Here is a 25,267-nt window from a genome sequence, read left to right as displayed (position 1 = left end):
ATGATGACTACTGACGATACTGACATTACGGATATTATCAGAGTTCAAGAGAGCAAAAGTATTAACCCCAGGTCAAAGTTAGTGGAAGCAATACTCGTTCTACTTCTCGCAAGACCTCTTAGAACATCTGAAATAGCGGTGAATCTGGGGCTAGAGACCAAGTACGTTAGCAGTTATCTGAGCTATTGGAAGAGGAAGGGACTCGTTTATCAGGAAGCAGGAAGGTGGCATTTAACCCCTCAAGGAGAAGACTTGGCTAAAGAAATAGTAGAGATTAAGAACAACACTAAGTTTACTGAATACTTGGCTATTGCAAAAGATATATTCAATGAAAAAGTTAAACCAACAATAAACAACAAGAATAAGGAAAAAGAAGACAAAGAGAGGAAAAAAATTTTGTCGTTTATTGAAGCAAAAACCAGTCCTAAAGAAAATAAACCACAAAAAGAGAATTTAATGAATTGTTTAGACGAAATTCTTCAAAAACTAGAAGAAGAAGAGAAAGAGTTGTTATCATTTTTACTGACGAAATATACTCAATGGGGTTCGACATATGTATACATCGACCAGCTACAAGAGGAGTTTGGAGCCGATACAGGCTGGCTCTTTCGAGTACTGAGAAAACTTCAGACTAAGAGGATCTTATACCTTTATCATGATCCAAAGCTAGGTTTAAGGATAGGTTTTACACAATCATTTAAAAACAAGATTAATGAATGTTAATTTTTTAAAATGAGGCCTTCCGGTTTCTTTAATTAGAGTTGTCTAGGCTTACTTAATTAAAATTACATGCATATACTACAACTATGAATAATGCCTATACGGATTATTCTCGTTGATAATACTTACAATATACAAACTATATTTAATTGTTTTGTCCAAGTCTAGTCTATTATTCATCTCTTGTAGTAGTAGTAATATATATTAGAGGAGACGTGTAAAGTTACATAATGCGGTGTTAATTATGGCTGATAATACGAGGTCTTCTAAGATCTCGGAAGAGGAGATGAACAAAGTGTTAGCAAAGGCTGAGAAAGAGGCAGAGAAGAAGGACCATAAGAAACAGTGGATAGAAAAGATGATAAAAAGTGCAAAAACATACCACAAATTATGTCCTCACTATGATAAGAAGTCTCAAATCTGCTTCTTAACCTTAGGAGGAGCTAAATGTACTAGAGAAGGAAAATTTGAGAACTGCCCTGTGTTCATAGAAGATTTAGAAAAGAAGTATAACGAAATAGTGTCAAAAGGCAAAATGCTTCCTATGGACTATCTGGACTTATCTCATATTGTCTGATTGACTCAGGGGGAGCATTTGCCCAGGAAGAAAAAAGGTGAAGAACAAGAGGAAAAGGATACTAACTCACAACCCAAGAGCAAGAAAAAGAAGTCATCCTCCGTAAAGTATGTGGATCCTAATGAACTTTTAGACGAATACCTGGAAGAAGTAATAAATGCTCTTGGTCTCGCTTATCTCAACTTGTCGAGAGAGGAGTATAAGGAACTTATAAAGGAGCCTTTTGCAGGTGCAGTAGGCGAAGTGAAGACTAAGCCTAAATCTAAGACTATAATAAACAGACTATCTGCAAACAGGGACTCGTTAATGGAGTTCCTAGCTATGAAACTTGTGAGAATTAAGGACTTAGAAAAAATGACGGAGGAACAATTAGAGTTCGTTGTATATAATACAAAGAACGCAATTAAGGACCTGGGCCCAAGGCTGTATGAGATTTGCATTAAGAAAGGTAGAAGTGACCTAATAGATGTCCTCAGGGCTAACTGGACTATATACGGGATTAACTCCCCGGTAAAATGTCCGAAATGTATGTTTAACGCCATTATGCCTGACTTGTCTTGCTATATATGTAAGTACACTATCACTATGAAACAACTAAAAGAACAACTTAACGTATTGCAGATACTTTTCGACTATTTCAAAGTGGATCCTCAAGGTTACAAAGAGATAATGATGGCTGGTTACTTCTACTATTCATGGGATGGTGTTTTACCCCCCAGTAAACAACCCAAAGATCTTCTAAGGTTCGAGATTGTGCTTAATAAGGAGGAGAAGGAGAAGCTAAAGTCCTTTTACATAGAGCACAGTACTCCCCAGACTCAATGAAGGCGTCACAAGACTTGCATTTGGGGTAGTTGAATAACGAAGTGGAGGTTATGAAGGTATGAAAGAGCTCGTAGTTCTCAGCTAGCTGTGTGTTAACCCAAGAAAAAATCGAGTTAAAAATGTCGTCATTGAAGTTAATCTCGTTTATTAGACCGAAAGCGCTGAGTTCTGATAGGGGTATCGAATAAAGAGGAATAAAGATTTTAGTTCCATCGTTTAGGGTCTTATAACTTGTAACGTAATTAAGATAGGAATATTTTTTCATTGTAAGTGAGTAGAGGAGATAAGCTAAATAGAAGTTTGAAGGAAAGGGAAGGACTTTCACACTATAATCTTTAAGATTTTTAGCTTCCATTATTAGCCTCCAGATATACTCGTTAATATCCTGGTAGTCAAGATGTAAGCTAACTTTATCGATCTTTAAGTTACAAGTGTAACAAGCCTTGCCGATGATATGTGTTAGGAGCTCCGCTATTTGATCCATATTATTTGGTGATAAAATTGCGACATTCTCCTTGTAATTAAACATTCTACTGTTATGGATCTCTTTTCTGATTCTTTTCACGATCTCGTCTCGTGCACATATCTCGCATAATTTCCTTCCGCCTACGATATAATTCGCTTCTCTCTTGTTACATCTCTGGCAAAGGGTCATATATCAACAGCTTCGAGTGTAAAATTAAAAAACTGTTTAAAAATATCTCCCTTCTTTCTCTAGAACAATGATGAACTTCTCTTTTCTCTCATACCTCATTAGTATTGGACCATAAAAAAGAAAAATTTATATATAACCGCTCCTAATGAAAACCAGCTACGGTGAGCTAAATGGCAGGTGCTTCAGGTGCTCCAGTATTACTCTTTAAAGAGGGTACAAATAGATCCTCTGGAAGGGATGCTTTAAGGAACAATATACTAGCAGCTGTAACACTAGCAGAAATGTTAAAGAGCTCGTTAGGACCCAGAGGATTAGACAAGATGTTAGTCGACAGTTTCGGCGACGTAACTATTACTAATGACGGTGCCACTATAGTAAAGGAGATGGAAATCCAACACCCGGCTGCAAAGCTCCTTGTTGAGGCTGCAAAGGCACAAGATGCCGAAGTAGGAGATGGAACCACTTCAGCAGTAGTCCTTGCTGGATTATTACTCGACAAAGCAGATGATTTGTTAGACCAGAATATACATCCAACCATAATAATTGAAGGTTATAAGAAGGCATTAAACAAATCATTAGAAATTCTAGATCAATTAGCTTTGAAGATTGATGTAAGTGATCTTAATTCACAAGCAACTAGAGACCAGTTGAGAAAGATTGTATATACAACAATGTCGAGCAAGTTCGTTGCTGGCGGAGAAGAGATGGACAAAATCATGAACTTAGTACTCGATGCTGTATCAATTGTAGCTGAGAAGAGGCCAGACGGTAGCTATAACGTTCCTCTTGATTTAATCAAAATAGACAAGAAGAAGGGTGGGAGTACAGAAGATAGTATGTTGGTAAGAGGTTTAGTACTTGACAAAGAAGTGGTTCACCCTGGAATGCCTAGGAGAGTAGAAAAGGCAAAGATTGCTGTATTAGACGCTGCGCTTGAGGTTGAAAAGCCCGAGATATCAGCTAAGATAAGCATCACTAGCCCAGATCAAATTAAGGCCTTCTTAGATGAAGAGGCTAAGTACCTTAAGGAGATGGTAGACAAACTAGCTTCAATTGGAGCTAATGTTGTTATATGCCAGAAAGGTATTGATGATATAGCACAGCACTTCCTAGCTAAGAAAGGAATACTCGCAGTGAGAAGGGTAAAGAGGAGCGATATAGAGAAGTTAGAGAAGGCTTTAGGAGCAAGGATTATAAGCAGTATAAAGGATGCAACTCCTGAGGATCTAGGTTACGCCGAGCTAGTAGAGGAGAGGAGAGTAGGAAACGATAAGATGGTATTCATTGAAGGTGCAAAGAACCCGAGGGCTGTAAACATTTTATTAAGAGGATCCAATGATATGGCACTTGACGAGGCAGAGAGGAGTATTAATGACGCATTACATTCATTAAGGAACGTATTATCAAAGCCCATGATTGTTGCGGGTGGTGGAGCCGTTGAGACTGAGTTAGCATTAAGATTAAGAGAGTATGCAAGAAGCGTAGGAGGTAAGGAGCAGTTAGCAATTGAGAAATTCGCTGAGGCATTAGAAGAGATACCGATGATATTAGCAGAGACTGCAGGTATGGAGCCTATACAGACTTTAATGGATCTGAGATCCAAACACTCTAAAGGTCTAGTAAATGCTGGAGTCGATGTAATGAACGGAAGACTTAACGATGATATGATGTCAATCAACGTAATTGAGCCTGTGAGAGTAAAAGCTCAAGTATTGAAGAGTGCTGTTGAAGCAGCTACTGCGATTCTGAAGATTGATGACTTAATTGCCGCCTCTGCATTAAAGAGCGAGAAGAAAGAAGGAAGTAAAGGTAAAGAAGAAGGCGGAGAAGAAGGAAGTAGCAGCAAACCCTCATTTGAGTGATTAGTTTCTTTTTTATCTTATTTATTCAAAATTCTATTCTAATTGTTTACTCTCATTATAATTTATCTATATAATAATCTGATTATGAAATTACAAAATATAATTAATTTGTATAACTAATCAGTAAATTGTAATAAATTATGAACACATGGTGTTGTTTACCAGCACACATATTACTTATACATCATAACTTGATTTGTTTCTTCTCCTGAATACCCATCCAGTTCTTCAAGCATCTTCTGGACTGCTTCTTTTATTTTTGGGCTTGAATAGCTGTCGCGAGTTAAATAAAGTAATTTCTTTGAGAGGTCTACTCCAATAATTAAAACCAGATTTATAAAGTCTGGACTTAGGATATAATTAGCTAATTTTTCTGGGTCTCCTCCATAAGATGAAAAACCATATTTTGACTCTGCTTTTGCAAGTAATTTCTGAGCTTCATCTAATTTTTTTATATCCAGACTTACGGGTGTTAATATCTTACTCACTATATGCCGTAAGAAGTCAGGTTCTCCCAAATGATTCGCCTATTATAACTAATTTTAACTAGCCATATAAAAACTGTAGTTAAGAAGTTATTTGTTCTTTTCATCAACACTTATAAGTAGATATTTTAATTTATAACATAGGAAGTGAGAGGAGTCAAGATGTCATCCTCGAAGAGAAAAAAGAGGTCTGCAGGTGAAGAAGAACCTTTAAATGAGGTTGAGAAAAAACTTCGTGTATTGTATTCTGATAAAGAAGTAGTTGTAATGACTGCGCCTAATGAAGAGGAGTTGAAGGAAATATTATTGGACTTATTAAGTCAAAAGCCTATGAATCTAAAAGAACTTCATTCTGCTTTATCAGGTATAGCTAGCGAAGATAAGATAAGAAAAGCATTGTCGGATTTAGCGGAGAAAAACCTGGTCACATTATCCGAAGACGGAAAGTATGCTAAGTTAGGTTAGAATTCTAACTGGGCAAGTTTTCCATACTTTTGAACATAACTCCGCTTGTGACACTGTTAATATTCTACCCATAGCCTTACATCTCGCAACTAAACCTTTTTCGGTTCTAAATAATTCGAAATTTGGGCACTCGCTATCTAAAGTGCCTTCTAGCACGTTAATCTTATGGTAAAACGATATCTCTTGTTCTACTCTTTCGTCCTCTGTGTATTGTTCAAGTCCGTCTTTTCTGGCTTTTTCCTCTTCGTTTCCCATGTAATACCTGCAAGACTTATAGTTACCTTGACACCTCGAAGGTGATGTAACCGAATCGGAAGGAGATTCCAGTACGGGAGAAGTACAAAAACCTCCTTTGTAATGAGGGCATATATTACGTTTCTGCAACTTCCCTCACTATAATATGTACGCCTAATAAATTATCCTCGTCCTCCGAAGCCGTGGGTATAGTAACCTTATTAATCACAACTTTGTCTACTTTTTCGTTAATCTGCTTCAATAGCTCAGTTATTTGAGTTTCATCTACTTTTGTAGATCCCTTCATATCATCTACTATTAGGACTTCTACTCTTTTCATGTTTTAAACATTCATTCAGAAAAAGATATAAACACACTGGCTTTATGCCATCTTGTGAATCCTATAAGAGATTCAAAGATTGAGTTTTCTAAGCTCATATCGGATAAGCTCGGTATTAGCTACGATGAAGTATTTAAAAACATCGAATATCCTACTAAGGACGACTTAGGAGATCTGGCATTACCGTTACCGGCAGTTACTAAAGATAAGGCTTTGATAGGTAAGGAGTACTCTGATAGGGGTCAGATGTTAATAAGAGAAATTAGGAAGATGGGAATTTACATAAACGCCTTTCTTGACGAGGGTAGTCTATTCAAACTTATATTTTCTAATCTTCAGGACGATTATGGAATAGAAAAGATTGAAAAAGGCTCAAAGATCGTAATTGAACATACTAGCGCTAATCCTATTCACCCCTTACATATAGGGCATTTAAGGAATTCTATTATCGGCGATACGATAGCCAGAATGCTGAGGTTAAGAGGGCACAACGTTAACGTGAGATTTTACGTAAATGACGCTGGTAGGCAAGTCGCTATATTAGCATTGGGCTATATGTTGCTTGGAGAACCTGAACCACCCTCTAATGTTAAGGCTGATCATTGGTTTGGAACAATTTATTCAATAACTAATGTTTTGATAGAAATTAAAAGCATAAAAAAGGAACTTAGTTTGTTGAAAAACAACGATGACGAAAAATACAAAGAAAAAGTGAAGAGGCTTGACGAACTTGTAGCTATTGCAGCCCAACAGCAGGAGAGGTATCCCGATATATTTAACAAATTAGCAGATGAAATAAACAAAATAGAAGATTTAGAGGCAGAGATACAAAATATAATCAGGAAATATGAAAGCAAAAGCGATGAAAAGATAGTAGAGGTAATAAGAAAGATAGTGAAATACAATCTGAACGCGTTTGAAAAAAGTCTGTCAAAACTTCACATCACGTTCGATGCATATGATTATGAAAGTGACTTGTTGTGGAACGGGGAAGTAAGTAAGATAGTGAGCGAAGCCTTAAGTAAGTCTATCGATTATAAGGGTACTAAAGCACTTAGCCTTGAGCTAAGCAAAGAGGAAAAGGAAGAACTGTCTATACCTATTGGGCTTGAACTACCGCCATTAGTTTTGGTTAGATCCGACGGAACTTCTCTTTACACCACAAGGGATATAGCATATACAATACGGAAATTTAACGTATTCGAGGCGGACAAGGTAATTAATGTAATAGCGGAGCAACAAGCCATCCCACAGATGCAGTTAAGAGCTTCTCTATACATTCTAGGGTACACAAAATACGCTAGGAATTTAGTACACTACTCGTACGGGATGGTCAATTTACAAGGCATGAGGATGAGCGGTAGATTAGGGAGGTTTATCGCACTTGACGAGATAATAGAAAAAGTTGAGGAGGTAGCAAGGAAGAAGATACAAGAAAAGGGAGGCAACATGGAAAACGTTGGAGAGGTTGTAAATGCAGCTATTCGCTTTGCAATCCTTTCGGTGTCGGCAAATAAGCCAGTAACGTTTAACGTCAATAATGTAGTAGACTTTGACCAAAACAGCGGACCTTATCTGCAATACACATATGCTAGGGCTTTTAACATTCTATACAAGAATAATGAAAGATTGGATATAGAGAAAGCTGACCTGAAAGACCTCGAAGGAGATAAAAGAAAGCTGTTAATACTGATTGCTAAGTTCCCCGAAGTATTGTCAAAAGCCTCAGACGAAATGAGACCTGAAGACTTAATAGACTATTTGAAAAAATTGTCAGATACCTTCAATAGATGGTATAATAACGAGAGGGTTTTGCAAGAGCAGGATCAGGGAAAGAGAATGACCAGACTATTTCTCGTCAAAGGTGTTGAGAGGGTTCTATTTAATGGACTCAATGCGATAGGAATAAAACCTCTTGAGAGAATGTAAATACGGACCCGTAGCTCAGCCAGGATAGAGCGCCGGCCTGCGGAAGGTTGGAGAAAGCCGGCGGTCCCGGGTTCAAGTCCCGGCGGGTCCGCTATACTAGGCTTTGCTAACTTGAAGATATATGGCACAGAAAGGAAAAATCTGCTGATTTAATCTCATAGAAGGTAAAAGTAGTTATTAATATGTTCAGTGAAACTGAACACAATGCGAGTTGAAAACTTAATATCCCTTATTTTTCATCCCTCTGTTTCAACCGCTTTAGGTTTTATTATAATCTACTTAATACGTTGTAAAAACCTACCAGATCTATTAATATCCCTAATATTTTTCTCTTTTACACCTTTTCTAATTACTTTAATTTTAATGAGAAGAGGTAGAGTTTCTGATCTATTAGTCACAAGAAGAGAACAGAGAGGAAGAGTAATAACATTATCAATACTGGGTTACCTTATTGCGATAGCATTGATTTATATTTATGGAATAAATTTGCTCTTTTATGTGGCACTTTTGTATACTTTAAATTCTTTCCTTATCCTTTTAATTACATTAAAATACAAAATAAGCATTCACGTTGCAGCGCTCTCAGGTGTTTCCACTGTCCTTTTGTTTCTCGTAAGTGAGTATTTTGTTATCATGTATTTTGTAACAGCATTAGTAGCGTGGGCTAGGGTTAAAGCTAAAGAACATGAGTTAAGTCAAGTGGTCTCGGCTTACGTTTTCTTTGCACTCCTTACTTACCTTGAGATAAACTTCATTTCTACTGATTTTCATATTTGACAGAGATAAACTTCAGAATGAATAAAGAATAATAACAAAAAATTAATCTAACTTAATACAGCTTTACCTAAGGGAGCCTTCTTACCTATGCTCTCAGCTATAACTTGTGATAAACCAGTATACCACGCTACTATTGCGGTTAATATACCCATATAACCTCCAGCGTGAATTAACGACTGATTACCATTTATTGACCCTATACCTAGCAAGAAGAAAGTTATCCATAGAAATAGAAACGTTAGGAAAAGCGATAGATTAGCCCTAAAAGTCCCAAACCACATTATCAACGTGAATATCCCAAACGCTATTAATACTAAGCCTATTCCTTGCGGTGTTACGCTTCCGGTAAAACCCATAGCCGTAAACAAATACCATTCCCAAAAGGCTCCGTAAGTAAAAAACGCTACATAACCGAACGTATTTCCGGCTCTCCACTCTAGTATTCCCGCTACTAATTGAGCTAGTCCACCGTAGAAAAGGGCTAACCCTAGTACTACACCTTCTCCTTGTGCAGATAACAACCCTGCGTTAAAAGAGCTGAGTACTAACGTAGTTAAGGCGAATCCCGAAAGCCCTAGAGGGGCTGGGTTTGCTCTTTTTTCTTCCGTCATTACAAACCTAACAGTTTTAGCTTGTACTTAAATTTTTTGAAAGGTTTTAAAACAAGAAATACTTTTATATTTAAATTACGGCAAACTTAAAGAGATTTATAATGGCAGAAAACCTACCTTTTGAGGAGAGATATTACCAACCGCCTTATAAACAACTTTACAAAGAATCACTCGAAGAACCGGAAAAATTCTGGAGGAAAATGGCTGAAGAGATAGAATGGTTTTCGCCCTTCCAGAAAGTTCTCGACGAGAGTAATGCACCGTTCTACAGATGGTTTATAGGAGGAAAAGTTAACATAACTTATAACGCTTTAGATCGTCACTTAAAGACTAAGGGGAATAAAGTAGCAATTTATTGGGAAAACGAAAAGGGCGAGAGCAGAAGTTTAACCTACTCACAACTCTATAATGAAGTAAACAGGTTTGCGAAAATACTACAAGATTTAGGCGTTCAAAAGGGAGATAGAGTCCTGATCTACCTTCCTTTAATGCCGGAATTGCCTATTGCAATGTTAGCATGTGCAAGAATCGGTGCAATTCATAGCGTAGTGTTCTCAGGCTTTTCCACACAAGCTGTAGTTGACAGAATAAATGATGCTAAGGCAAAACTCGTTATAACTACTTCGAATACTATGAGGAGGGGTAAGAGGGTAGAACTCAAGAGAATAATAGACGAAGCTGTTTCTCAAACTCCAACAGTAGAAAAGGTTCTGGTCATTAAGAGAGATGAAGAGATAGAATTAAATGAAGAAAGAGATGTACTATATCAAGATTTGATAAAGAGAATGGGCTATAAGAAAGTAGAGCCAGAAATGACCGATGCAACAGATCCCTTATTCATCTTATACACTTCTGGGACAACTGGAAAGCCTAAAGGTATTTACCACTTACATGGCGGTTATGGTCTCTGGACTTACCTAACCACTAAGTGGGTTTTTGATCTGAGAGACGAAGATGTATTCTTCAACACTGCAGATATAGGTTGGATCACTGGGCACTCATACATCGTTTACGGTCCCTTACAGAACGGTGCTACAGTGTTAATGTATGAGGGAGTTCCAGACTATCCTAATCCCGATAAATGGTGGGAGTTAGTAGAGAAGTATAATGTAACAGTATTTTACACTTCTCCAACAGCAGTGAGAACATTAATGAGATACGGAGAAGAGTGGGTAAAGAAACACGACTTATCAAGTTTGAGATTATTAGGAAGCGTAGGAGAGCCTATCAATCCTGAAGCGTGGAGATGGTATTTCAAGAACGTCGGAAGGTCTCAACTACCTATAGTAGACACTTGGTGGCAAACGGAGACGGGAGGTATAATGATTTCAGCAACTCCAGGATTAGGGAATTACATGCTTAAGCCTAGTGCTAACGGACTTCCACTACCCGGAGTAGATGCTGACGTGTTTAATGATGAAGGTAAACCAACGAAACCGAGAGAGAAAGGCTATATAGTTATCAAGAGACCGTGGCCAGGTATGTTGGCTGGAGTATGGGGAGACCCAGAGAGATATATAAAGACATATTTCTCCAAGTTCCAAGGAGTATACTATCCAGGGGATTATGCAGTAAAGGACGAAGATGGATTCTTCTACATTTTGGGAAGGGCAGATGAAGTGTTGAAGATAGCAGGGCATAGAATTGGAACTAGGGAGATAGAAGACGTCTTAATTTCACATCCGGCTGTCGCAGAATCAGCCGTAATAGGTATACCAGATCCCGTCAGAGGAGAGGTAGCTGTTGCAGCAGTAGTATTAAAACAAGGATATCAACCTTCAGATGAGTTGAGAAAGACGTTAATTGAATATGTTAGGAATAACCTAGGTCCCATAGTAGTGTTCGGTGGGTTATACTTCGTAAGTAAATTGCCGAAGACCAGGTCAGGGAAAATAATGAGAAGGGTTGTTAGAAGCGTAATCTCTGGGCAAACATTAGGTGATACGACTACACTAGAGGACGAAACATCAGTTGAAGAACTGAAAAAGATCGCAGAGGAATTTTCTAAAGAAATTCAAAGTCAGAAGAATCAACAGTAAACTCACTTTTTCTTAATTTTCGATAATCGGCTTTTTATCTTACCTTTTTAAGTTTTGTTATATGGTAATACCATAGTTAATTCGGCTATGACTTATTTATATCATTTGAGAAGAATAGGTGATAACTAATGCAAAAAGCACAGATTAGTGTACTCTCTCTCGCTAAGCTTAAGGTCATCAAACGTAATAACTCAGTTGAGGAGTTCAAGGCTGAAAAGATTTTTTTGAAATTGTCACTGCCTGAAGTAGTTATTGATGGGATACTTAACGACATAGCTCAAAACGCAAAGGATAACGCAATAGATAGTAGGACTATAGCGGATATTGTTGAAAGGAATCTAATAGAGCACTCGTTAGATTATCCAGAGTTGATGGAGACTGCTAAACGTTACGTGTTGGCGAGGATTTATAATCACGTCTATGGCAAGGGTAAGTGGAAGGAGTTTGACCCAAAGGACTTATTATTAACATATAACGCGTTGAAAGTCTTGGAGGCTAGATATCTGCTTAAGAACCCTGAAACATTACGATACATTGAGACCCCACAAATGATGTTTAGAAGGGTAGCATCATTTCTAGCGAGGGGTGAGAGTAAGGAAGTGGAGGAGAAGTTCTACGAGATAATGTCGGAACTCAAGTTCTTACCTAACACGCCTACACTGATGAACAGTGGTACTAGGCTTGGTATTCTCTCAGCTTGTTTCGTAATACCAGTTAGGGACTCGATGACTACTCCTAACGGTGAAGGAATATATGACGCGTTAAGAGCAATGGCTGTAGTTCATCAACAAGGAGGAGGTACTGGTTTTGACTTCTCAGAACTAAGACCAAAAGGAGACGTAGTTGCATCAACGGCTGGTGTAGCCTCAGGGCCAATTTCATTCATGAGGATCTTTGACGTCTCTACTGATGTAGTAAAGCAAGGAGGAAAGAGGAGGGGTGCAAATATGGGAGTAATGCATGTTTGGCATGCTGATATAGAGGACTTCATTAAGGCTAAGACTGGCCAGTTAAAGGACGTGCAATTACAGAACTTCAACATATCAGTTGGTGTTTATGATTACTTTATGAAAGCAGTGGAGAGGGGTGAGGTTGTTCCTTTAATTAACCCAAGAAAGACTAGGATTCCAGGTAAGGATTACGATTACTACATAGTTAAGGCTAGGGGGTATATGGATGAGGAATGGATACAAGAGGAGATACTCAGGGAGTTGGAGGAGAGGGGAGGGTCTGTTTACCTAGATGAAAGCGTAATTATCACCGTGGATGAGGCTTTAGTTATTGCGGAAAAAGAGGGGGCTATAGTGAAGTGGGTAAATGCTAAGGAACTATTTAACGAGATTGTTAAAGGTGCTTGGGACAGTGGTGATCCCGGTCTACTCTTCATCGACACTATCAACAGGAGGCATCCGGTGTGGTACCTCAGTAAAATACAGGCTACTAACCCGTGTGGTGAGGAGCCTTTACTATCTTGGGAAAGCTGTAACTTGGGTTCAATTAACCTAGAGAAGTTCGTAATAGAGAAGGATGGTAAGCCGACAATAGATTGGGAAGGCTTAGCTGAAACTATACGCTATGCTGTAAGGCTTTTAGATAATGTAATTGATGCTAACCGTTATCCGCTTAAGCAAATAGAAGAGGCTACAAAGAGGACGAGGAAAGTTGGATTAGGTGTTATGGGTTTGGCTAGAATGCTTATCAAACTAGGTATACCTTATGACAGTGTAGATGCTGTGTATTTGTCTTACCAGCTAGCCAAGTTCATCTATTATCACGCTTTCAAAACCTCAATAGAGCTGGCTAAGGAGAAAGGCGTTTTCCCGGCTTATGATCCAAGGCGTTACAAGGACATATGGGAGAGTGCATTACCGTTTGAACAGTTACTTTCAACAGTTGACGAAGGTAGGGTGAGTCCTGAAGTTAGAAAAATGACTGAGATTGTTGATAAACTTGACTTTGATCAGTTGAAGGCAGATAGGCTTAAATACGGTCTGAGGAATGCTACAGTTGTTTCAGTTGCCCCTACTGGTACTATATCAATAATAGCTGGTACTTCTTCCTCAATTGAACCACTGTTTGCTTTAGCATTTGTTAGGAACGTTGCTGTTGGTAAGTTTATTGAAATAGACCCGTTGTTCCTTCAGTATTTAAGGAAATATGAGCTTGATGATCCAGAGGTCGTTAAGAAAGTTGCTGAAACTGGTATGATAGGTGATAATCCATTTATGCCAAAGAGTATGAGGAAAGTGTTTAGGACAGCACATGAGGTTTCTCCAGAGTTCCACTTGTTACATCAAGCTGCGTGGCAGCAGTGGAATGATAGTGGTACTTCAAAGACTATTAACCTAAGGAGTGAAGAACCGCCACAAACTGTTGAGAAAGTGTACTTACTAGCCTGGAAGTTGGGTATTAAGGGTGTTACTGTTTACAGAGATAGGAGTAAGTCGCAGCAGGTAATTTACTTCGGAATAAAGAAGGAAAGGGAGGAAGCTGAGAAAAAGATGAAAGAGGAAAAGAAGATACAATCTCCTCTACCCTCCTCACTTAGGATAAGTAAATACGTAGAAGTATCAGAAACTTATAGTGGTGGTTGTAAGACTTGTGAGTTGTAAAACGAAGAATTATAATATTAATATTTTTTAATTATGACGATATATCATATTCTTGAGAAGGTTTGGAACTTACATTACCTTGTGAGTATTCGGTTAAAGAGATCTTACCTGCTGTTAGGGCTTTGATGGCTGAGAAACTAGTTGTTGAAAATAACGTTTCGATCTACAAGACGGCGGAATTAATGGGTTTAACGCCGGCAGCTGTAGAGAATTATATAAAGAAGCGAAGAGGTAATGCAATAAAGGATGTTCTGAAAAAGGATAAGAAATTTATGGAAATGATAGAAGGTTTTATAAGGATTATTTTATCTAAGAACGGAAAAGATATTGCTTCAATATCATCATATTATTGTGTGTTGTGTGCTGAAGGAAAAAGAGTACTGAGTAAACAAGGTTATCAGATGTCGCATTGTATAATAGAGACTCTATCTTCAACTTATGATTTTTCGCTTGAGAAAACTTTCAAGTAATTTTCTGAGGGTGAGTTTTACATAAATTATACCGTTTTTCCGAATAGGTATTTTAACTCTGTCGAACTCAGGTTCTATTTTCTCAACTTCATTTCCTTTTCCATTAAGTATAGATGCGGAAGAAATTCTAGCTGATAAGATCAAGTTAGCGATTACGGGCTCGTCATTTAGGTTTACTAATCCCAAAGTAAGTTCGTAATTCTTGTATTTAAAGAGAAACGGGACGATGCCGCTAGGATATAGTTTATAAAGAGAGAGATTAAAAGGCGGTTTACAGTCTAAGTGTATAATTGGAACCTTTAAGTTCCACACTAGTTCATACGGTTTGGCTTCTTTCCACGTGGTACTTTTAGTTATTATTACTTCTGAGCTACCCTCAACTCTTAGTGATCTGTTGTCTTTAAACAGTACGATCTCTGATGCAGCTGCAAAGGTTATTGCTTTATGAAGTTCCACAGAGAAGAAATTAGATTTTCCTTCTACTTTCTCGTCAAAATTTAGTATAAACGGGTTCATATAATAGTAGGTGGGGTTATAGAAGGGTATATCTATTGAAAACGGAGGAGTTTTCTTGTCTAGTTCATGTTCTCTCAACTTTAAACCGCCGATTGTTGTCAGCTCTCCACTTTCCATAATGACTTTTTTACCTTCTAACCAATCCTTTCTTGTCCAAGGAGAAGGATTAAAATAGCTCTCTCCCTCTTTACAATTTATTAGATCTCGGATTAATCCTACTAAAACTTCACTGTCGATCTTAAAGTCCCAGCCTCTCTGTTCTTTCTTGATCGGTGTCCTAACGTATACAAGTTCAGTAGTATTTCTAAGACTAGTAGTAGTTATCGAACTCCCGTCAGGTCCGATTATTTTAGCATATTCCCTCCAGAATATTTTTTCTGGACTAAGATAATTTAACAATTGTGGAAGCTGTTCTATGTTTAAGTCTCTTTCTTCTAATTCCACTATAGGAAAAGAAGGTAATGGGTAATCAGCGGCTACCTTTAACAAATCATTTGGTTTCATAAGCGGTCAAGCTCATCATCTTAAGAGATCCGACAAATGCCTTTTCATCATAAATTCAGGATCGGGGGTAATTCTTCATTCTTTTCGATATTATTTCCGCCACTTTCTTGCCTTCCACTTTACCTCTAACTTTGGACATTACTTTACCCATTATGACATTAAATGCTTTATCCCCTTTCTCCTCGATAATTCTTATATTTTCTTGGATTACTTGATCTACGATCTTCTCCAGTTGTTCATCACTAATCTTAGAATATTTCTCCACGAGTTTATTTATATCTTCCTTCGTTAAGGAATATTCTAGCAATATTTCAGGAATTGAGTCCTTACTTATCTTGTCTTCGTAAAGTAACTTTATCATGTACTCTAATACGTCATCAGTAATTATTGATATATCTCCTCCCTTAGATTTTACGTACTTTAAGTTGACCTCCAATACTGAGGCAATCACTGATGGAGAAACTTTAGGAGAATATTTATTCACAAGCTCTTCAAAAAGGTCTATTTTAGTACTATTTAACATCGCAGTAGCAAGCTCTTTACTTAACCCTAGATCCATAAACTTTTTCAGTTTAATTTCAGGCTTCTCAGGCATAAAATTCTTTGCTAATTCTATTATCTTAGAGTCTATTTTTCTAGGTGGTATATCTGTCTCTGGGTACATTCTGGCTGAACCGGGCTGAGGTCTCATGAACTTTGTAGTCCCGTCCTCGAGAGCTGCCCTCGTCTCTTTTGGGATCCCTTCCAGAGCATGTAGAATACGGTCTCTTATCGTATCGAGAGCCAGTTGTAACCTAGCTTTATCCCCGACTACCAGTACGAAAGCGTCTTCTTCACTTACATTTAATGCTTTCTTTACCTTGTCTACCTCTTCCTTAGATATTCCATAATTGGGTAATTCATCTGAGTGAAATAGCCCCCCTAGACCTGATAAAACTCTCACGTAGTCTGCAACTTCCGTTCCGAATCTTCTGTTTTTCATTAGTTCCCAGCCGAAAATCCCTCTAAACTTAGGTATCTTAACTCCGTAGACTAAAGCTCCCTTTTCCAGTTCTTTCTTTACCAGTCTACTATTTGTGGAAGCAAAGATCGAAGTTAGGTCTGTAGGCTTATAATTTTCAAGAATCAACTCTTTAGTAACTCCTCTCCTCTGAGTTAGCTCTTCTTTGATCTTTAATAACTCGTACTGTCTCCTCGCTTCGTTTCTTATTATCTCCGGGACGAGCTCTAATCTCTGAACTCCCTTGATTTCAGTCTTAACTCCACCCTGAATAGATACGTTCAGGTCTTGTCTTATTGTCCCTATTCCTCTTTTTACTTTTCCGGTCATTCTCAACAGCTGACCAATTGCAAAGGCTACCTTTTCAGCTTGTTCTGGTGTATGTATGTCCGGGGCCGTGGAGATCTCTATTAACGGTACGCCTAGCCTATCTAGGTTGTAGACGATTTCATCTTTATTATCACTTATTTTTCTCGATGCGTCTTCTTCTAGGGCTATTGTTTGTATACCTATCTTATTACCATCTACTTCTATGTATCCTCCCAAAGCTATAATAGCTGTTCTCTGAAAGCCGGAAGTATTGGAGCCATCTATAACTGTTTTCCTCATTACGTAAACTTCGTCAACTAACGTACTGTGGAGTGAAAGGGCTATGGCCGTGACTATGCCCAAAGCCTCTTCGTTGATCAAATGAGGGGGCTCCTCATCGCATTCGACGAGGCATGAGTTTTTTGGTAACTTATAAACATATTTCTTACCTTTTTGCCACTCGAACAAAGCAGCTATATCTACTTCTCCTAACTCGCTGAATGAGGGTCTTAGATATCTCTCTAATGATGCATGAAATGTTTCATTTAGAGATGTATCACAGTTGCAGAATAGTTTGTGAGAGGTATTTAATTGCTGATGTATTTCCAATCCTACTTTTAACCCTAACTTACTGTAATCTAATTCTGTCATGATACCACCTGGGATACATTTCGGGAACGTGAATCGGATTAATTTCTCCTACAAAATTAGTGAGCATAAGCTCTTTAACCTTATCTAAGTCTGTTTCATGAGCTAAAACCCACATGAGCTTGACCAAAGCTGTTTCAGGTAACATATCCTCTAAAGGTACTACCCCAGCTTCCTGAAGGAGTCTTCCCGTAGTATAAACGTTCATATTTACCCTCCCGAACAAGCACTGTGAAGTCATCCCTACGAATATACCGTCCTTAGTAGCTTTCTTGAACGCATTATAAAATTCGGAAGATGTGTGCCCTAAACCAGTTCCCTCGACTATAATACCTTTTACACCCTTATTCATTAAGTAATCGATTATATCCGGCGATAGACCAGGATAGTACTTTAATAGGAAGACGTTAGGGTCGAACTTAGCGTCTACTTCGTTAGCGTCCTTCTTCCTTATGTAATCGTCTCTGAGAATCTCTATTTTTCTTTCCCTATAATACACCTTAGCCAATGGAATGTCATTAACACTTTGAAATGCATCTCTTCTACTTGTATGCATTTTTCTAACTTTTACACCTCTGTGGACTAAGGTGTAAGTATCGGATGATTCCCCATGCATATTAACCGTAACTTCAGCAAACGGAGCATCTTTTGCTACCAGAACGGAAGTCAAAAGGTTTATAGGCGCGTCGCTGCTTGGTCTATCACTACTCCTCTGAGACCCTACCATAACTACCGGTCCGGTTAGGCTCTTAAGCGAGAATGCTAAAGCTGATGCTGTGTAAGCCATAGTATCAGTTCCGTGAGCGACAACTACCCCTTTTGCTCCCTTATCTAAAGCATTCTTTACTTCATTTGCTATTTTTATCCAGTATTCAGGCTTCATATTCTCACTAAGTATGGAAAACAAGACTTTTGCGTCAATTTTAGCTATCTCGTTTATCTCAGGCATGAACTTAAGAATCTCTTCAGTTGTTAAAGCAGGTCTTACAGCACCGGTATCGTATTCTATTTTGCTTACTATAGTGCCTCCAGTGCTGATTATGATAACTTCACTCTTGTCTTTAACCGCTTTCTCCTCTGTCTTTTTCTCCTCTCTTTTTTCTCCTCTCTTTATCAGCTTAACTTCGGATATACTATCTACGGATATACCGATGTTATATCCGTTATCAAGTTTTATGACTAAAATGTCATCAGATGAAGAGTAAGAGGGCATTATAATTCCTTTTAGTATTAACCCATTTTTTGTAAGCTCTATGGTATCCCCTTCTTGTAAGTTAAATTTCTTTAAAAAATCAAGTGCCTTACCTGCGTAAGTTTCAGACATAATAAAAGGAGAAAAACTGGGACTAAAAATCTTTACCTAGCTTTAGCTTGTGATGCCTTAAGTACTCTCTTCTCGTACTCTAGCTTGTTCCTAACTCTCGGCACTTCTTTGTGCTTCTCCTTTTTAGGCATTTTAGGTGTAGCGTTCCTTACTTTACCAGCCTTTGTTAATGAACCGTGGGATGGCATAAATAAAATGAGTAAAGGAAAAATTTAAACTTAAATGTTAAATAATGGGTTTGATAATTGATGAAAATATACTTAGTAGAGCACGCGATAGGATCCTTTGCATATGACGAGCAAGGGAAGCTATTAGATTACGTACTAAATCCTAAAGATTTAGGAAAGGTTGTGGAAGCTCTTATAGAAAACGAGAAGGGAACCCCCCTACCCTCAGCAAAAGAATTAATAAGTAAGTTAAGGCCAGACGAGGTTGTAGTTGAGAATGAGGCTGAAATACCAGAACTTCAAAAGAGTGGAGTGAAGGCATCAGTAGAAATTCATAATATTGGAAGTAAGACTTTCAGACAATCTCTTCCTAAAGTAGCTTTAGAAACTAAGTTTGTCTCATCGGAAGAAGAACTTTACTCCTTCTTGTATGAGGTATCCTTTGAATATACGAGAAGGAAATTAAGGGGTGCAGCAAGTAAAAGGGATCTACTAGCGATTCAGGCTATAAGAGCAATTGATGATATAGATAAGACTATCAACTTATTCTCCGAGAGATTAAGGGAATGGTACAGTATCCATTTCCCAGAATTGGATAATTTAATTGATGATCATGAATTATATGCGTCAATAGTTTCCAAGTTCGGCTATAGGGACGAGATAAATGAGGAAGGACTGATAGAATTGGGATTAAGCAAAGAGAAATCACAGAGACTTCTTACTGCGGCTAAAAAAAGTATTGGAGCAGATATTACAGATGTAGATATTAAGTCAGTTAGAATGCTAAGTGATACTGTCTTAGAGTTATATAGAATTAGAAGAGAGCTAACTGATTACATAGAGTCGGTAATGAAAGAAGTTGCTCCAAATATAACTGCACTTGTGGGGCCTACTCTGGGTGCTAGGCTTTTAAGTTTAGCAGGAAGTCTTGAGGACTTAGCTAAAATGCCAGCAAGTACTATACAAGTCTTAGGAGCTGAAAAAGCACTCTTTAGGGCGTTAAGAAAGAAAGGTAGACCACCAAAGCACGGTGTTATCTTTCAATATCCTGATATTCACACATCCCCCAGATGGCAGAGGGGTAAAATTGCTAGAGCTTTAGCAGCAAAGTTAGCAATAGCTGCTAGAGTAGATCAGTTCAGCGGTAGGTTCATTGGTGACAAGTTAAATGAGGAACTTAAGAAGAGGATCGAAGAGATTAAGACAAAGTATGCTCAGCCTCCACCTAAAAAAGTTCAGGAGCAACAACCTAAGCCGAAACAAAAAGGTAAAAAGGATGAAAAGAGAAAAAAGAAGAACAAGCGAGAGTGAGAAATTATGTCAGAAGCAGTCAAGGTTCAGAAAAGCGAGTTTGATAACATCTACGAGTGCGTATATAATGACGGGACTATAAGGCTTTGTACGAAGAATCTAGCACCAGGCCATAATGTTTACGGCGAGAGATTGATCAAAGTAAACGGTATTGAATATAGGGAATGGAACTCCTTTAGAAGTAAGCTTGCAGGAGCAATTCAGAAAGGGCTTAAACACAATCCAATAACAAGGAATACAAAGGTTCTTTATCTAGGAGCTGCTTCAGGAACAACTCCAAGTCACGTATCGGATATTGTTGAAATGCAAGGTAAAGTTTATGCTGTTGAGTTCTCTCCTAGAGTAGTCAGGGAACTTATTCTGGTTGCCCAGCACAGACCTAATTTATTCCCTATTTTGGCAGATGCTAGATTTCCACAATACTATAGGGCTCTAGTTGAGGATGTTGATGTAGTTTATGTAGATATCGCACAGCCAAATGAGACCGATATAGCAATTTATAATGCTGAGTTTTTCTTGAAGGATAAAGGTTATCTAATGATGGCAATAAAGGCCAGAAGTATAGACGTAACTAAAGATCCCAAAGAAATCTATAAGAGTGAGGTTAAAAAATTAGAAGAAAAAGGATTCGACGTGATCGAAGTAATTCAACTAGACCCTTACGACAAAGATCACGCGATGGTATTGGCGAGACTTAAGTGAAACCATGTTCGATAAAATTTTCGACATAGGGATTAAAGGAACTATTTCTTATTACCCACAAGAATTCGTAACGTTAAAGCAAGCTCTAGACGGTAACAATTACGTAAAAGTTAACGGCGGTTTTAAACACTACTTCAAGAAGGAAGAGTTAGAAAAACTATCTAAAAATCTCCCCCTTTACTTATGGGATTTGGTTAAGATCCCTTTTGTAATTGTTAAAACTCTAAATCCAGGTGAGTATGTTTTAAATGGTTCAGAGTGGGAAAATAAGGCAATTTCAGTGTTATTGAAGAAAGATATAAAAAGTTATATGACAATAGGTGATGTAGAAAAGATTATAAAAGAATATAAGTCTCTCGTGTTTATTACATTAAGTCCATTAGGCTCTCTTAGTAGTGGTGATGAAAACGATGAGTACTATTAACGAGATAGAAAGAGTTTTGTTAAGGGGGTACTATGATTATTCTATCATTCACTATCCAGAAAAAAATAAATCTATAGATATAATTGCAAGAAAGAAGAGCGATAGTACAAATAACTCGCGTTCATTCATACTAAAAGTAACTTCCAGCAAATACGTCCATAACAACAAACTAGTAAAAGACTTAAAGAAAATGGCTACGTTAAGTGGTGCATTACCTATCTTAATAGACGATCAGGTAGACGAGGAAGTTATAAATGATAGGGATAAGGTGCTGGTAATGAGCTCCACTACGTTTGAGAAAGTAGTTAGCGGTGAGAAAATATTCTTGCTAAAAACCAGAGGAGGAATTTTCGTAAAGATAAACTCTAAAGAACTTAGAAAGATAAGAGAAGAAAAAGGTATGAGCTTGGGTGAATTGGCAGAGAAGCTGGGAGTATCTAGGATTTCGATTTATGATTATGAAAAAGAGGACTCATACGTATCAATTGACGTAGCCGAAAAACTAGTAGATATGTTCGGAGAAAGAATATTAGGGGACATAATAAGCGATTTTAAGACAGAAGATGTAAAAGTTGATGACAAGGATTTGATTGTAAGGAATGATAAAGATGTAACAAGCTTATTAGTTAAAAAGTTAGCGGGAAACGGATATAAGATTGTCAGGTTTAATTTTACTACTGTAGACCTTGCGGCTTCCAGAGATAATAGAAAGATGTTCTTCTGTATTGAAACAGAAAACGTTTCAACTTCTCTAAAGAAATTTAATGAGGCAAGTAAGTTAGTTTCTAAAGTTAACGGTGAACTAGTGGTCATTGCCAAAACATCTAAGACGCTCAAGGCTTATGAAAAAGAGAGTTTCAATGCATACACTGTAGAAGATATAGATAAGATCGAAAATGAAATTAACTAAAATACGAGAAGGAAAAGCTGAAATTCTAGTCCCAGATCCTAAGGAATATGAAAAAGAAGATAAGTTCGATCCTAGTTGGGCTCCAGTTTTCTACAACCCAAGAATGGAATTGAATAGAGACATAAGTGTGCTATTTTTGAATATAATTAGACCTAGACGCATAGTAGATGCACTGTCAGCAACTGGAATAAGAGGAATAAGGTACTTTAAAGAGGTAAAAGGCGTCGAAGAAGTGATATTTAATGATTTAAGTAAAGAAGCTATTGAATTAATTAATGAAAATATAAAGATCAATAACGTTATAGGTGAGGTATTTAATAAAGATGCAAACTCCATACTTTATGAAGTTAAAGCTGACTTCGTAGACATTGATCCCTTTGGAACACCTGCACCTTTCCTACTAGCATCTTTCCACTCAGTTATAAGAGGGGGCTATGTCGGGATTACTGCTACTGATCTATCAGCTCTAGTTTGTTCCTCTAAATCCTCAGCTAGAAGAAAATACGATATTATTTGTGATAGACTAAGTTTTTCGAAAGAGGTCGGAATAAGGGGGCTAATAGGAAAAGCGATAAGGGAAGCTGCAGTAGTAGAGAAAGCTGCAATACCAGTATTCTCCTTCTATCATGACTACTATTATAGGGTATTTTTTAAGGTAGAAGGTGGTGCTAAAAAGGCAGACAGTTTACTTTCTAGACTAGTTTACTATTATGAATGTCCAAAGTGTGGTTATAGAGATAAGTCAGTTTATTATCAACATGTCACATGCCCCAAATGTGGGGCATCAATGAAAGCGTACGGCCCTGCTTGGGATGGGGAAATTTACGATAAAAATATGATCAATAAGATTAAAGAGGAGTTAGTTCACTTTAATTATCTATCTACATATAGTACTATATCTAGGTTAATCTCGCTAATTTCAGTCGAAGCAGAATATAAAGAACCTTATTATAAACTTGATTTTATTTCGCCCAGATTGAAAAGAAACGTACCACCTAAAGATAAAGTCATAAAATGTTTAAAAGAAGCTTCAGCTACTCACTTTGATACTGTAGGAATAAAAACCAATAAAAACTTTGAAGAAGTTATAGAGTGTATTAAGGTTAACTAGCTCCTTTTATGTTCATTAGTATAAACTTGGATAAGTAGGTACAGGTTGTGGGTGAGACCACACTTCCATTTCCACATTTAGTCAAATTCTTGCACGTAAAACAAGGTATCTCAATTATATTGTCTAAATTAACCGTTATGAGTGTCGGCTCCTCATTAATAAAATACTTAACAACTGTCTTGCCATTTTCTTTAACTGAACTCTTCCTTATAACTTTCTTATTCATTAACTTACGTATGGCGAGATTAGCTGTCCTACTATCAAGCCCGAGTTCCTTAATGAGTTCTTTTAAGGGAATTCCTTTTTCGCCCGCCTCCTTTATCTTTTGATAAATAAGATCCTCGTATGATGAGGAACTTGATTCCATTCTAAAATCACCGATGAGTATATTATAATATATTCTTTAAGGCTTATTTATTTTTCCCTCTCATAATTTCACTTCTATGTCGAAATTGCTGATTATTTCTTTGTATCTATTTCTTATGGTTACTTCCGTAATATTTAGTGCTTCTGCCACCTCTTTCTGAGTTCTCTTTACATCCATTAATGTACTTATTAAGTACACACTGGCAGCCGCAAGTGCAGTATAACCCTTTCCACTCGTAAGTCCGTTTTTATGCATTAAATCTACTAGTTCTGATGCTTTAGTAGAGACGTAAGGAGGTAAGTTTAACTTTTCGATTATTTTCGGTATATATTCAGTAGGTTTGATAGTAGGCTTAAACCCCTGAACGCTTTTTGCCACGCTTTGAATTCTCTCTAGAGCTTTCCACAAATCAGATGAGGAGACATTATATAAATTTTTTATCTCTTGCAATGATCTGGGAATCTTGTTAACCTGGCAGGAATAGTATAGAATTCCAGCAATTAGAGTATACATATCTATTCTCTTAGCTTTTCCTTCTTCTATTATCCTTCTTGTCAGTAACGCTGCAGTTTCCTTTACATGATCAGGTAAGTTTAGTTTAGATGCTTCGCTATTCAATACCGACAAGTAAGTTACTAATTTTCTCTCCTTAGCAGGTACTCTTAATTTGTTTTGCATCAGTCTTAATCTATGTATCTTAGCCTTGTCCTTGACTCTGGAATATCCGATTTTTGTTGTTATGCCAAAATCGTGTACCTTAGCTGTTATTGGAGACCCTGTTCTCTCCCTTTCCATTCGATCTTCAGTCGTGTACGCTCTCCACTCTGGTCCTTGATCTATTATCATATCGTCTATGACGAACCCGCAACTGGTACATACATGAATTCCCCTCTCGGGATCAAAAGTTATCGAATCAGAAGAGCCACAATTAGGGCACTTGGTCATTTTCTTCTACCTCCTTTCTTTCTTTCTACGATTTCAATGAATAATTTCCCAGTAGGCTTCTCGTTAGTAAGAGGTTCTGCTAAGATGAACGGTCTATTTACATTACCTATAATATCTAAAACCTTTGCTATTCTTTTTCCACTTTCTGTAACTATAATCTTTCCTATGTAGTTATACTTAGAATAATCAATCTCTCTTTTTCCTTCAAGCAGCCATTTATTACCTAGACTGATTTTATAAAAATTTCCAGTTTCAAGAAGTCTAATTTTTGTCATAAGATCCAAATCTCATTTTGTATATTAGATAGTATTTATAATAATACCAGCATAAGAGAACGTAAAATGGCGTTCGGCTTGGGATTTAGATTATGGGTTAAATACTTTATTAACTTACGGCTACTTACACATAAAAATAAATCTTTATGAATT

At 37.5% G+C, this 25,267-nt stretch carries 27 protein-coding genes and 1 tRNA gene; 16 read left to right on the top strand and 12 right to left on the bottom strand.

Features of this window, described 5'->3' with window-relative positions; genetic code table 11:
- The first annotated feature begins 3 nt into the window (after positions 1–3).
- From D1868_RS04470 to D1868_RS04460, 3 genes are all read left to right on the top strand, one after another.
- On the top strand, positions 4–723 hold the full coding sequence (locus D1868_RS04470; RefSeq protein ID WP_156007950.1) for a winged helix-turn-helix domain-containing protein: 720 nt from the start codon (positions 4–6) through the stop codon (positions 721–723).
- A 241-nt stretch (positions 724–964) separates the two neighbouring features.
- Entirely contained in the window at positions 965–1,297 is a 333-nt protein-coding gene (locus D1868_RS04465) for a hypothetical protein (protein ID WP_156005962.1), read from the top strand.
- 18 nt (positions 1,298–1,315) lie between these two features.
- Positions 1,316–2,122 carry a hypothetical protein gene (locus tag D1868_RS04460; RefSeq protein WP_156005960.1) on the top strand — a complete coding sequence of 269 codons (807 nt, stop codon included), beginning with the start codon at positions 1,316–1,318 and terminating at the stop codon, positions 2,120–2,122.
- Here D1868_RS04460 and D1868_RS04455 read toward each other — a convergent pair.
- Positions 2,055–2,777: a hypothetical protein gene (locus tag D1868_RS04455; protein WP_156005958.1), complete on the bottom strand. Its 723-nt coding sequence runs from the start codon at positions 2,775–2,777 to the stop codon at positions 2,055–2,057. The two genes, D1868_RS04460 and D1868_RS04455, sit on opposite strands and share 68 nt — an antisense overlap.
- 170 nt (positions 2,778–2,947) lie before the next feature.
- Between D1868_RS04455 and thsA the strand changes: the two genes are divergently transcribed.
- A complete protein-coding gene (gene thsA, locus D1868_RS04450) occupies positions 2,948–4,639 on the top strand; it encodes a thermosome subunit alpha (protein WP_156005956.1) in 1,692 nt (563 codons plus the stop codon).
- 173 nt (positions 4,640–4,812) lie between these two features.
- Here the strand turns inward: thsA and D1868_RS04445 are convergent, their stop codons facing one another.
- A complete protein-coding gene (locus tag D1868_RS04445; protein WP_156005954.1) occupies positions 4,813–5,157 on the bottom strand; it encodes a hypothetical protein in 345 nt (114 codons plus the stop codon).
- Positions 5,158–5,286: 129 nt separating this feature from the next.
- On the opposite strand from D1868_RS04445, the gene D1868_RS04440 reads away from it, so the two are divergent.
- The gene (locus D1868_RS04440) at positions 5,287–5,589 is read left to right on the top strand and encodes a hypothetical protein (RefSeq protein ID WP_156005952.1); all 303 of its coding nucleotides are present in this window, start codon (positions 5,287–5,289) and stop codon (positions 5,587–5,589) included.
- Here D1868_RS04440 and D1868_RS04435 read toward each other — a convergent pair.
- Together D1868_RS04435 and D1868_RS04430 are read right to left on the bottom strand one after the other, a co-directional pair.
- Positions 5,581–5,973: a hypothetical protein gene (locus D1868_RS04435; protein ID WP_196770276.1), complete on the bottom strand. Its 393-nt coding sequence runs from the start codon at positions 5,971–5,973 to the stop codon at positions 5,581–5,583. The genes D1868_RS04440 and D1868_RS04435 overlap by 9 nt on opposite strands.
- Positions 5,960–6,163, bottom strand: a complete 204-nt coding sequence (locus tag D1868_RS04430; protein ID WP_156005950.1) for a hypothetical protein — start codon at positions 6,161–6,163, stop codon at positions 5,960–5,962. The genes D1868_RS04435 and D1868_RS04430 overlap by 14 nt, the downstream gene beginning before the upstream one ends.
- A 54-nt stretch (positions 6,164–6,217) precedes the next feature.
- Between D1868_RS04430 and D1868_RS04425 the strand changes: the two genes are divergently transcribed.
- From D1868_RS04425 to D1868_RS04415, 3 genes are all read left to right on the top strand, one after another.
- Positions 6,218–8,092, top strand: coding sequence for an arginine--tRNA ligase (locus D1868_RS04425; RefSeq protein WP_156005948.1), 1,875 nt, complete (start codon positions 6,218–6,220; stop codon positions 8,090–8,092).
- A 4-nt stretch (positions 8,093–8,096) separates the two neighbouring features.
- Positions 8,097–8,183: transfer RNA gene (locus tag D1868_RS04420), tRNA-Arg, on the top strand.
- 272 nt (positions 8,184–8,455) lie between these two features.
- Positions 8,456–8,869 carry a hypothetical protein gene (locus tag D1868_RS04415; protein ID WP_156005946.1) on the top strand — a complete coding sequence of 138 codons (414 nt, stop codon included), beginning with the start codon at positions 8,456–8,458 and terminating at the stop codon, positions 8,867–8,869.
- Positions 8,870–8,916: 47 nt separating this feature from the next.
- Here the strand turns inward: D1868_RS04415 and D1868_RS04410 are convergent, their stop codons facing one another.
- Positions 8,917–9,480 carry an acetate uptake transporter gene (locus tag D1868_RS04410; RefSeq protein ID WP_156005944.1) on the bottom strand — a complete coding sequence of 188 codons (564 nt, stop codon included), beginning with the start codon at positions 9,478–9,480 and terminating at the stop codon, positions 8,917–8,919.
- A 101-nt stretch (positions 9,481–9,581) separates the two neighbouring features.
- Between D1868_RS04410 and acs the strand changes: the two genes are divergently transcribed.
- The 3 genes from acs (at position 9,582) to D1868_RS04395 (ending at position 14,601) form a co-directional block, all read left to right on the top strand.
- Positions 9,582–11,519 carry an acetate--CoA ligase gene (acs, locus tag D1868_RS04405; protein WP_156005942.1) on the top strand — a complete coding sequence of 646 codons (1,938 nt, stop codon included), beginning with the start codon at positions 9,582–9,584 and terminating at the stop codon, positions 11,517–11,519.
- Positions 11,520–11,647: 128 nt separating this feature from the next.
- Entirely contained in the window at positions 11,648–14,131 is a 2,484-nt protein-coding gene (locus D1868_RS04400; protein ID WP_156005940.1) for an adenosylcobalamin-dependent ribonucleoside-diphosphate reductase, read from the top strand.
- 62 nt (positions 14,132–14,193) lie between these two features.
- On the top strand, positions 14,194–14,601 hold the full coding sequence (locus D1868_RS04395; RefSeq protein WP_156005937.1) for a transcriptional regulator: 408 nt from the start codon (positions 14,194–14,196) through the stop codon (positions 14,599–14,601).
- Here D1868_RS04395 and D1868_RS04390 read toward each other — a convergent pair.
- The 4 genes from D1868_RS04390 to D1868_RS04375 are packed head-to-tail and all read right to left on the bottom strand — an operon-like array spanning position 14,563 to position 19,090.
- Complete coding sequence (locus D1868_RS04390; RefSeq protein ID WP_156005935.1) at positions 14,563–15,621, bottom strand: hypothetical protein; 1,059 nt, start codon at positions 15,619–15,621, stop codon at positions 14,563–14,565. The two genes, D1868_RS04395 and D1868_RS04390, sit on opposite strands and share 39 nt — an antisense overlap.
- A 55-nt stretch (positions 15,622–15,676) precedes the next feature.
- Positions 15,677–17,581: a Glu-tRNA(Gln) amidotransferase subunit GatE gene (gatE, locus tag D1868_RS04385; RefSeq protein WP_156005933.1), complete on the bottom strand. Its 1,905-nt coding sequence runs from the start codon at positions 17,579–17,581 to the stop codon at positions 15,677–15,679.
- Positions 17,559–18,902, bottom strand: a complete 1,344-nt coding sequence (gatD, locus tag D1868_RS04380; protein ID WP_156005931.1) for a Glu-tRNA(Gln) amidotransferase subunit GatD — start codon at positions 18,900–18,902, stop codon at positions 17,559–17,561. Before gatD ends, gatE begins: the two co-directional genes overlap by 23 nt.
- 32 nt (positions 18,903–18,934) lie before the next feature.
- Complete coding sequence (locus tag D1868_RS04375; RefSeq protein WP_156005929.1) at positions 18,935–19,090, bottom strand: 30S ribosomal protein S30e; 156 nt, start codon at positions 19,088–19,090, stop codon at positions 18,935–18,937.
- A 60-nt stretch (positions 19,091–19,150) separates the two neighbouring features.
- Here D1868_RS04375 and D1868_RS04370 point away from each other — a divergent pair, with 60 nt between their 5' ends.
- Genes D1868_RS04370 through D1868_RS04350 form a run of 5 tightly spaced genes read left to right on the top strand, consistent with a single transcriptional unit; the run spans position 19,151 to position 23,527 of the window.
- Positions 19,151–20,380: a C/D box methylation guide ribonucleoprotein complex aNOP56 subunit gene (locus D1868_RS04370; protein ID WP_156005927.1), complete on the top strand. Its 1,230-nt coding sequence runs from the start codon at positions 19,151–19,153 to the stop codon at positions 20,378–20,380.
- A 6-nt stretch (positions 20,381–20,386) separates the two neighbouring features.
- Positions 20,387–21,082 (top strand): fibrillarin-like rRNA/tRNA 2'-O-methyltransferase, encoded by a 696-nt coding sequence (locus D1868_RS04365; protein ID WP_156005925.1) that lies wholly within the window; start codon positions 20,387–20,389, stop codon positions 21,080–21,082.
- Between the two features lie 4 nt (positions 21,083–21,086).
- Positions 21,087–21,506 (top strand): DUF61 family protein, encoded by a 420-nt coding sequence (locus tag D1868_RS04360; RefSeq protein WP_156005923.1) that lies wholly within the window; start codon positions 21,087–21,089, stop codon positions 21,504–21,506.
- A complete protein-coding gene (locus D1868_RS04355; protein WP_231112464.1) occupies positions 21,493–22,416 on the top strand; it encodes a helix-turn-helix domain-containing protein in 924 nt (307 codons plus the stop codon). The genes D1868_RS04360 and D1868_RS04355 overlap by 14 nt, the downstream gene beginning before the upstream one ends.
- Entirely contained in the window at positions 22,403–23,527 is a 1,125-nt protein-coding gene (locus tag D1868_RS04350) for a tRNA (guanine(26)-N(2))-dimethyltransferase (protein ID WP_156005919.1), read from the top strand. Before D1868_RS04355 ends, D1868_RS04350 begins: the two co-directional genes overlap by 14 nt.
- Here the strand turns inward: D1868_RS04350 and D1868_RS04345 are convergent.
- Genes D1868_RS04345 through D1868_RS04335 form a run of 3 tightly spaced genes read right to left on the bottom strand, consistent with a single transcriptional unit; the run spans position 23,520 to position 25,114 of the window.
- On the bottom strand, positions 23,520–23,894 hold the full coding sequence (locus tag D1868_RS04345; RefSeq protein ID WP_156005917.1) for a winged helix-turn-helix domain-containing protein: 375 nt from the start codon (positions 23,892–23,894) through the stop codon (positions 23,520–23,522). The genes D1868_RS04350 and D1868_RS04345 overlap by 8 nt on opposite strands.
- A 60-nt stretch (positions 23,895–23,954) precedes the next feature.
- On the bottom strand, positions 23,955–24,839 hold the full coding sequence (locus D1868_RS04340; RefSeq protein WP_156005915.1) for a transcription initiation factor IIB: 885 nt from the start codon (positions 24,837–24,839) through the stop codon (positions 23,955–23,957).
- Positions 24,836–25,114 carry an H/ACA ribonucleoprotein complex subunit GAR1/NAF1 gene (locus D1868_RS04335; RefSeq protein WP_156005913.1) on the bottom strand — a complete coding sequence of 93 codons (279 nt, stop codon included), beginning with the start codon at positions 25,112–25,114 and terminating at the stop codon, positions 24,836–24,838. Before D1868_RS04335 ends, D1868_RS04340 begins: the two co-directional genes overlap by 4 nt.
- Positions 25,115–25,267 lie beyond the last annotated feature (153 nt).

It is taken from the genome of Stygiolobus azoricus, from assembly GCF_009729035.1.
Taxonomy (GTDB): Archaea; Thermoproteota; Thermoprotei_A; order Sulfolobales; family Sulfolobaceae; genus Stygiolobus; species Stygiolobus azoricus.
Note: the sequence above shows the minus strand (reverse complement) of the source record. Positions and strands in the feature narration are given on the sequence as shown.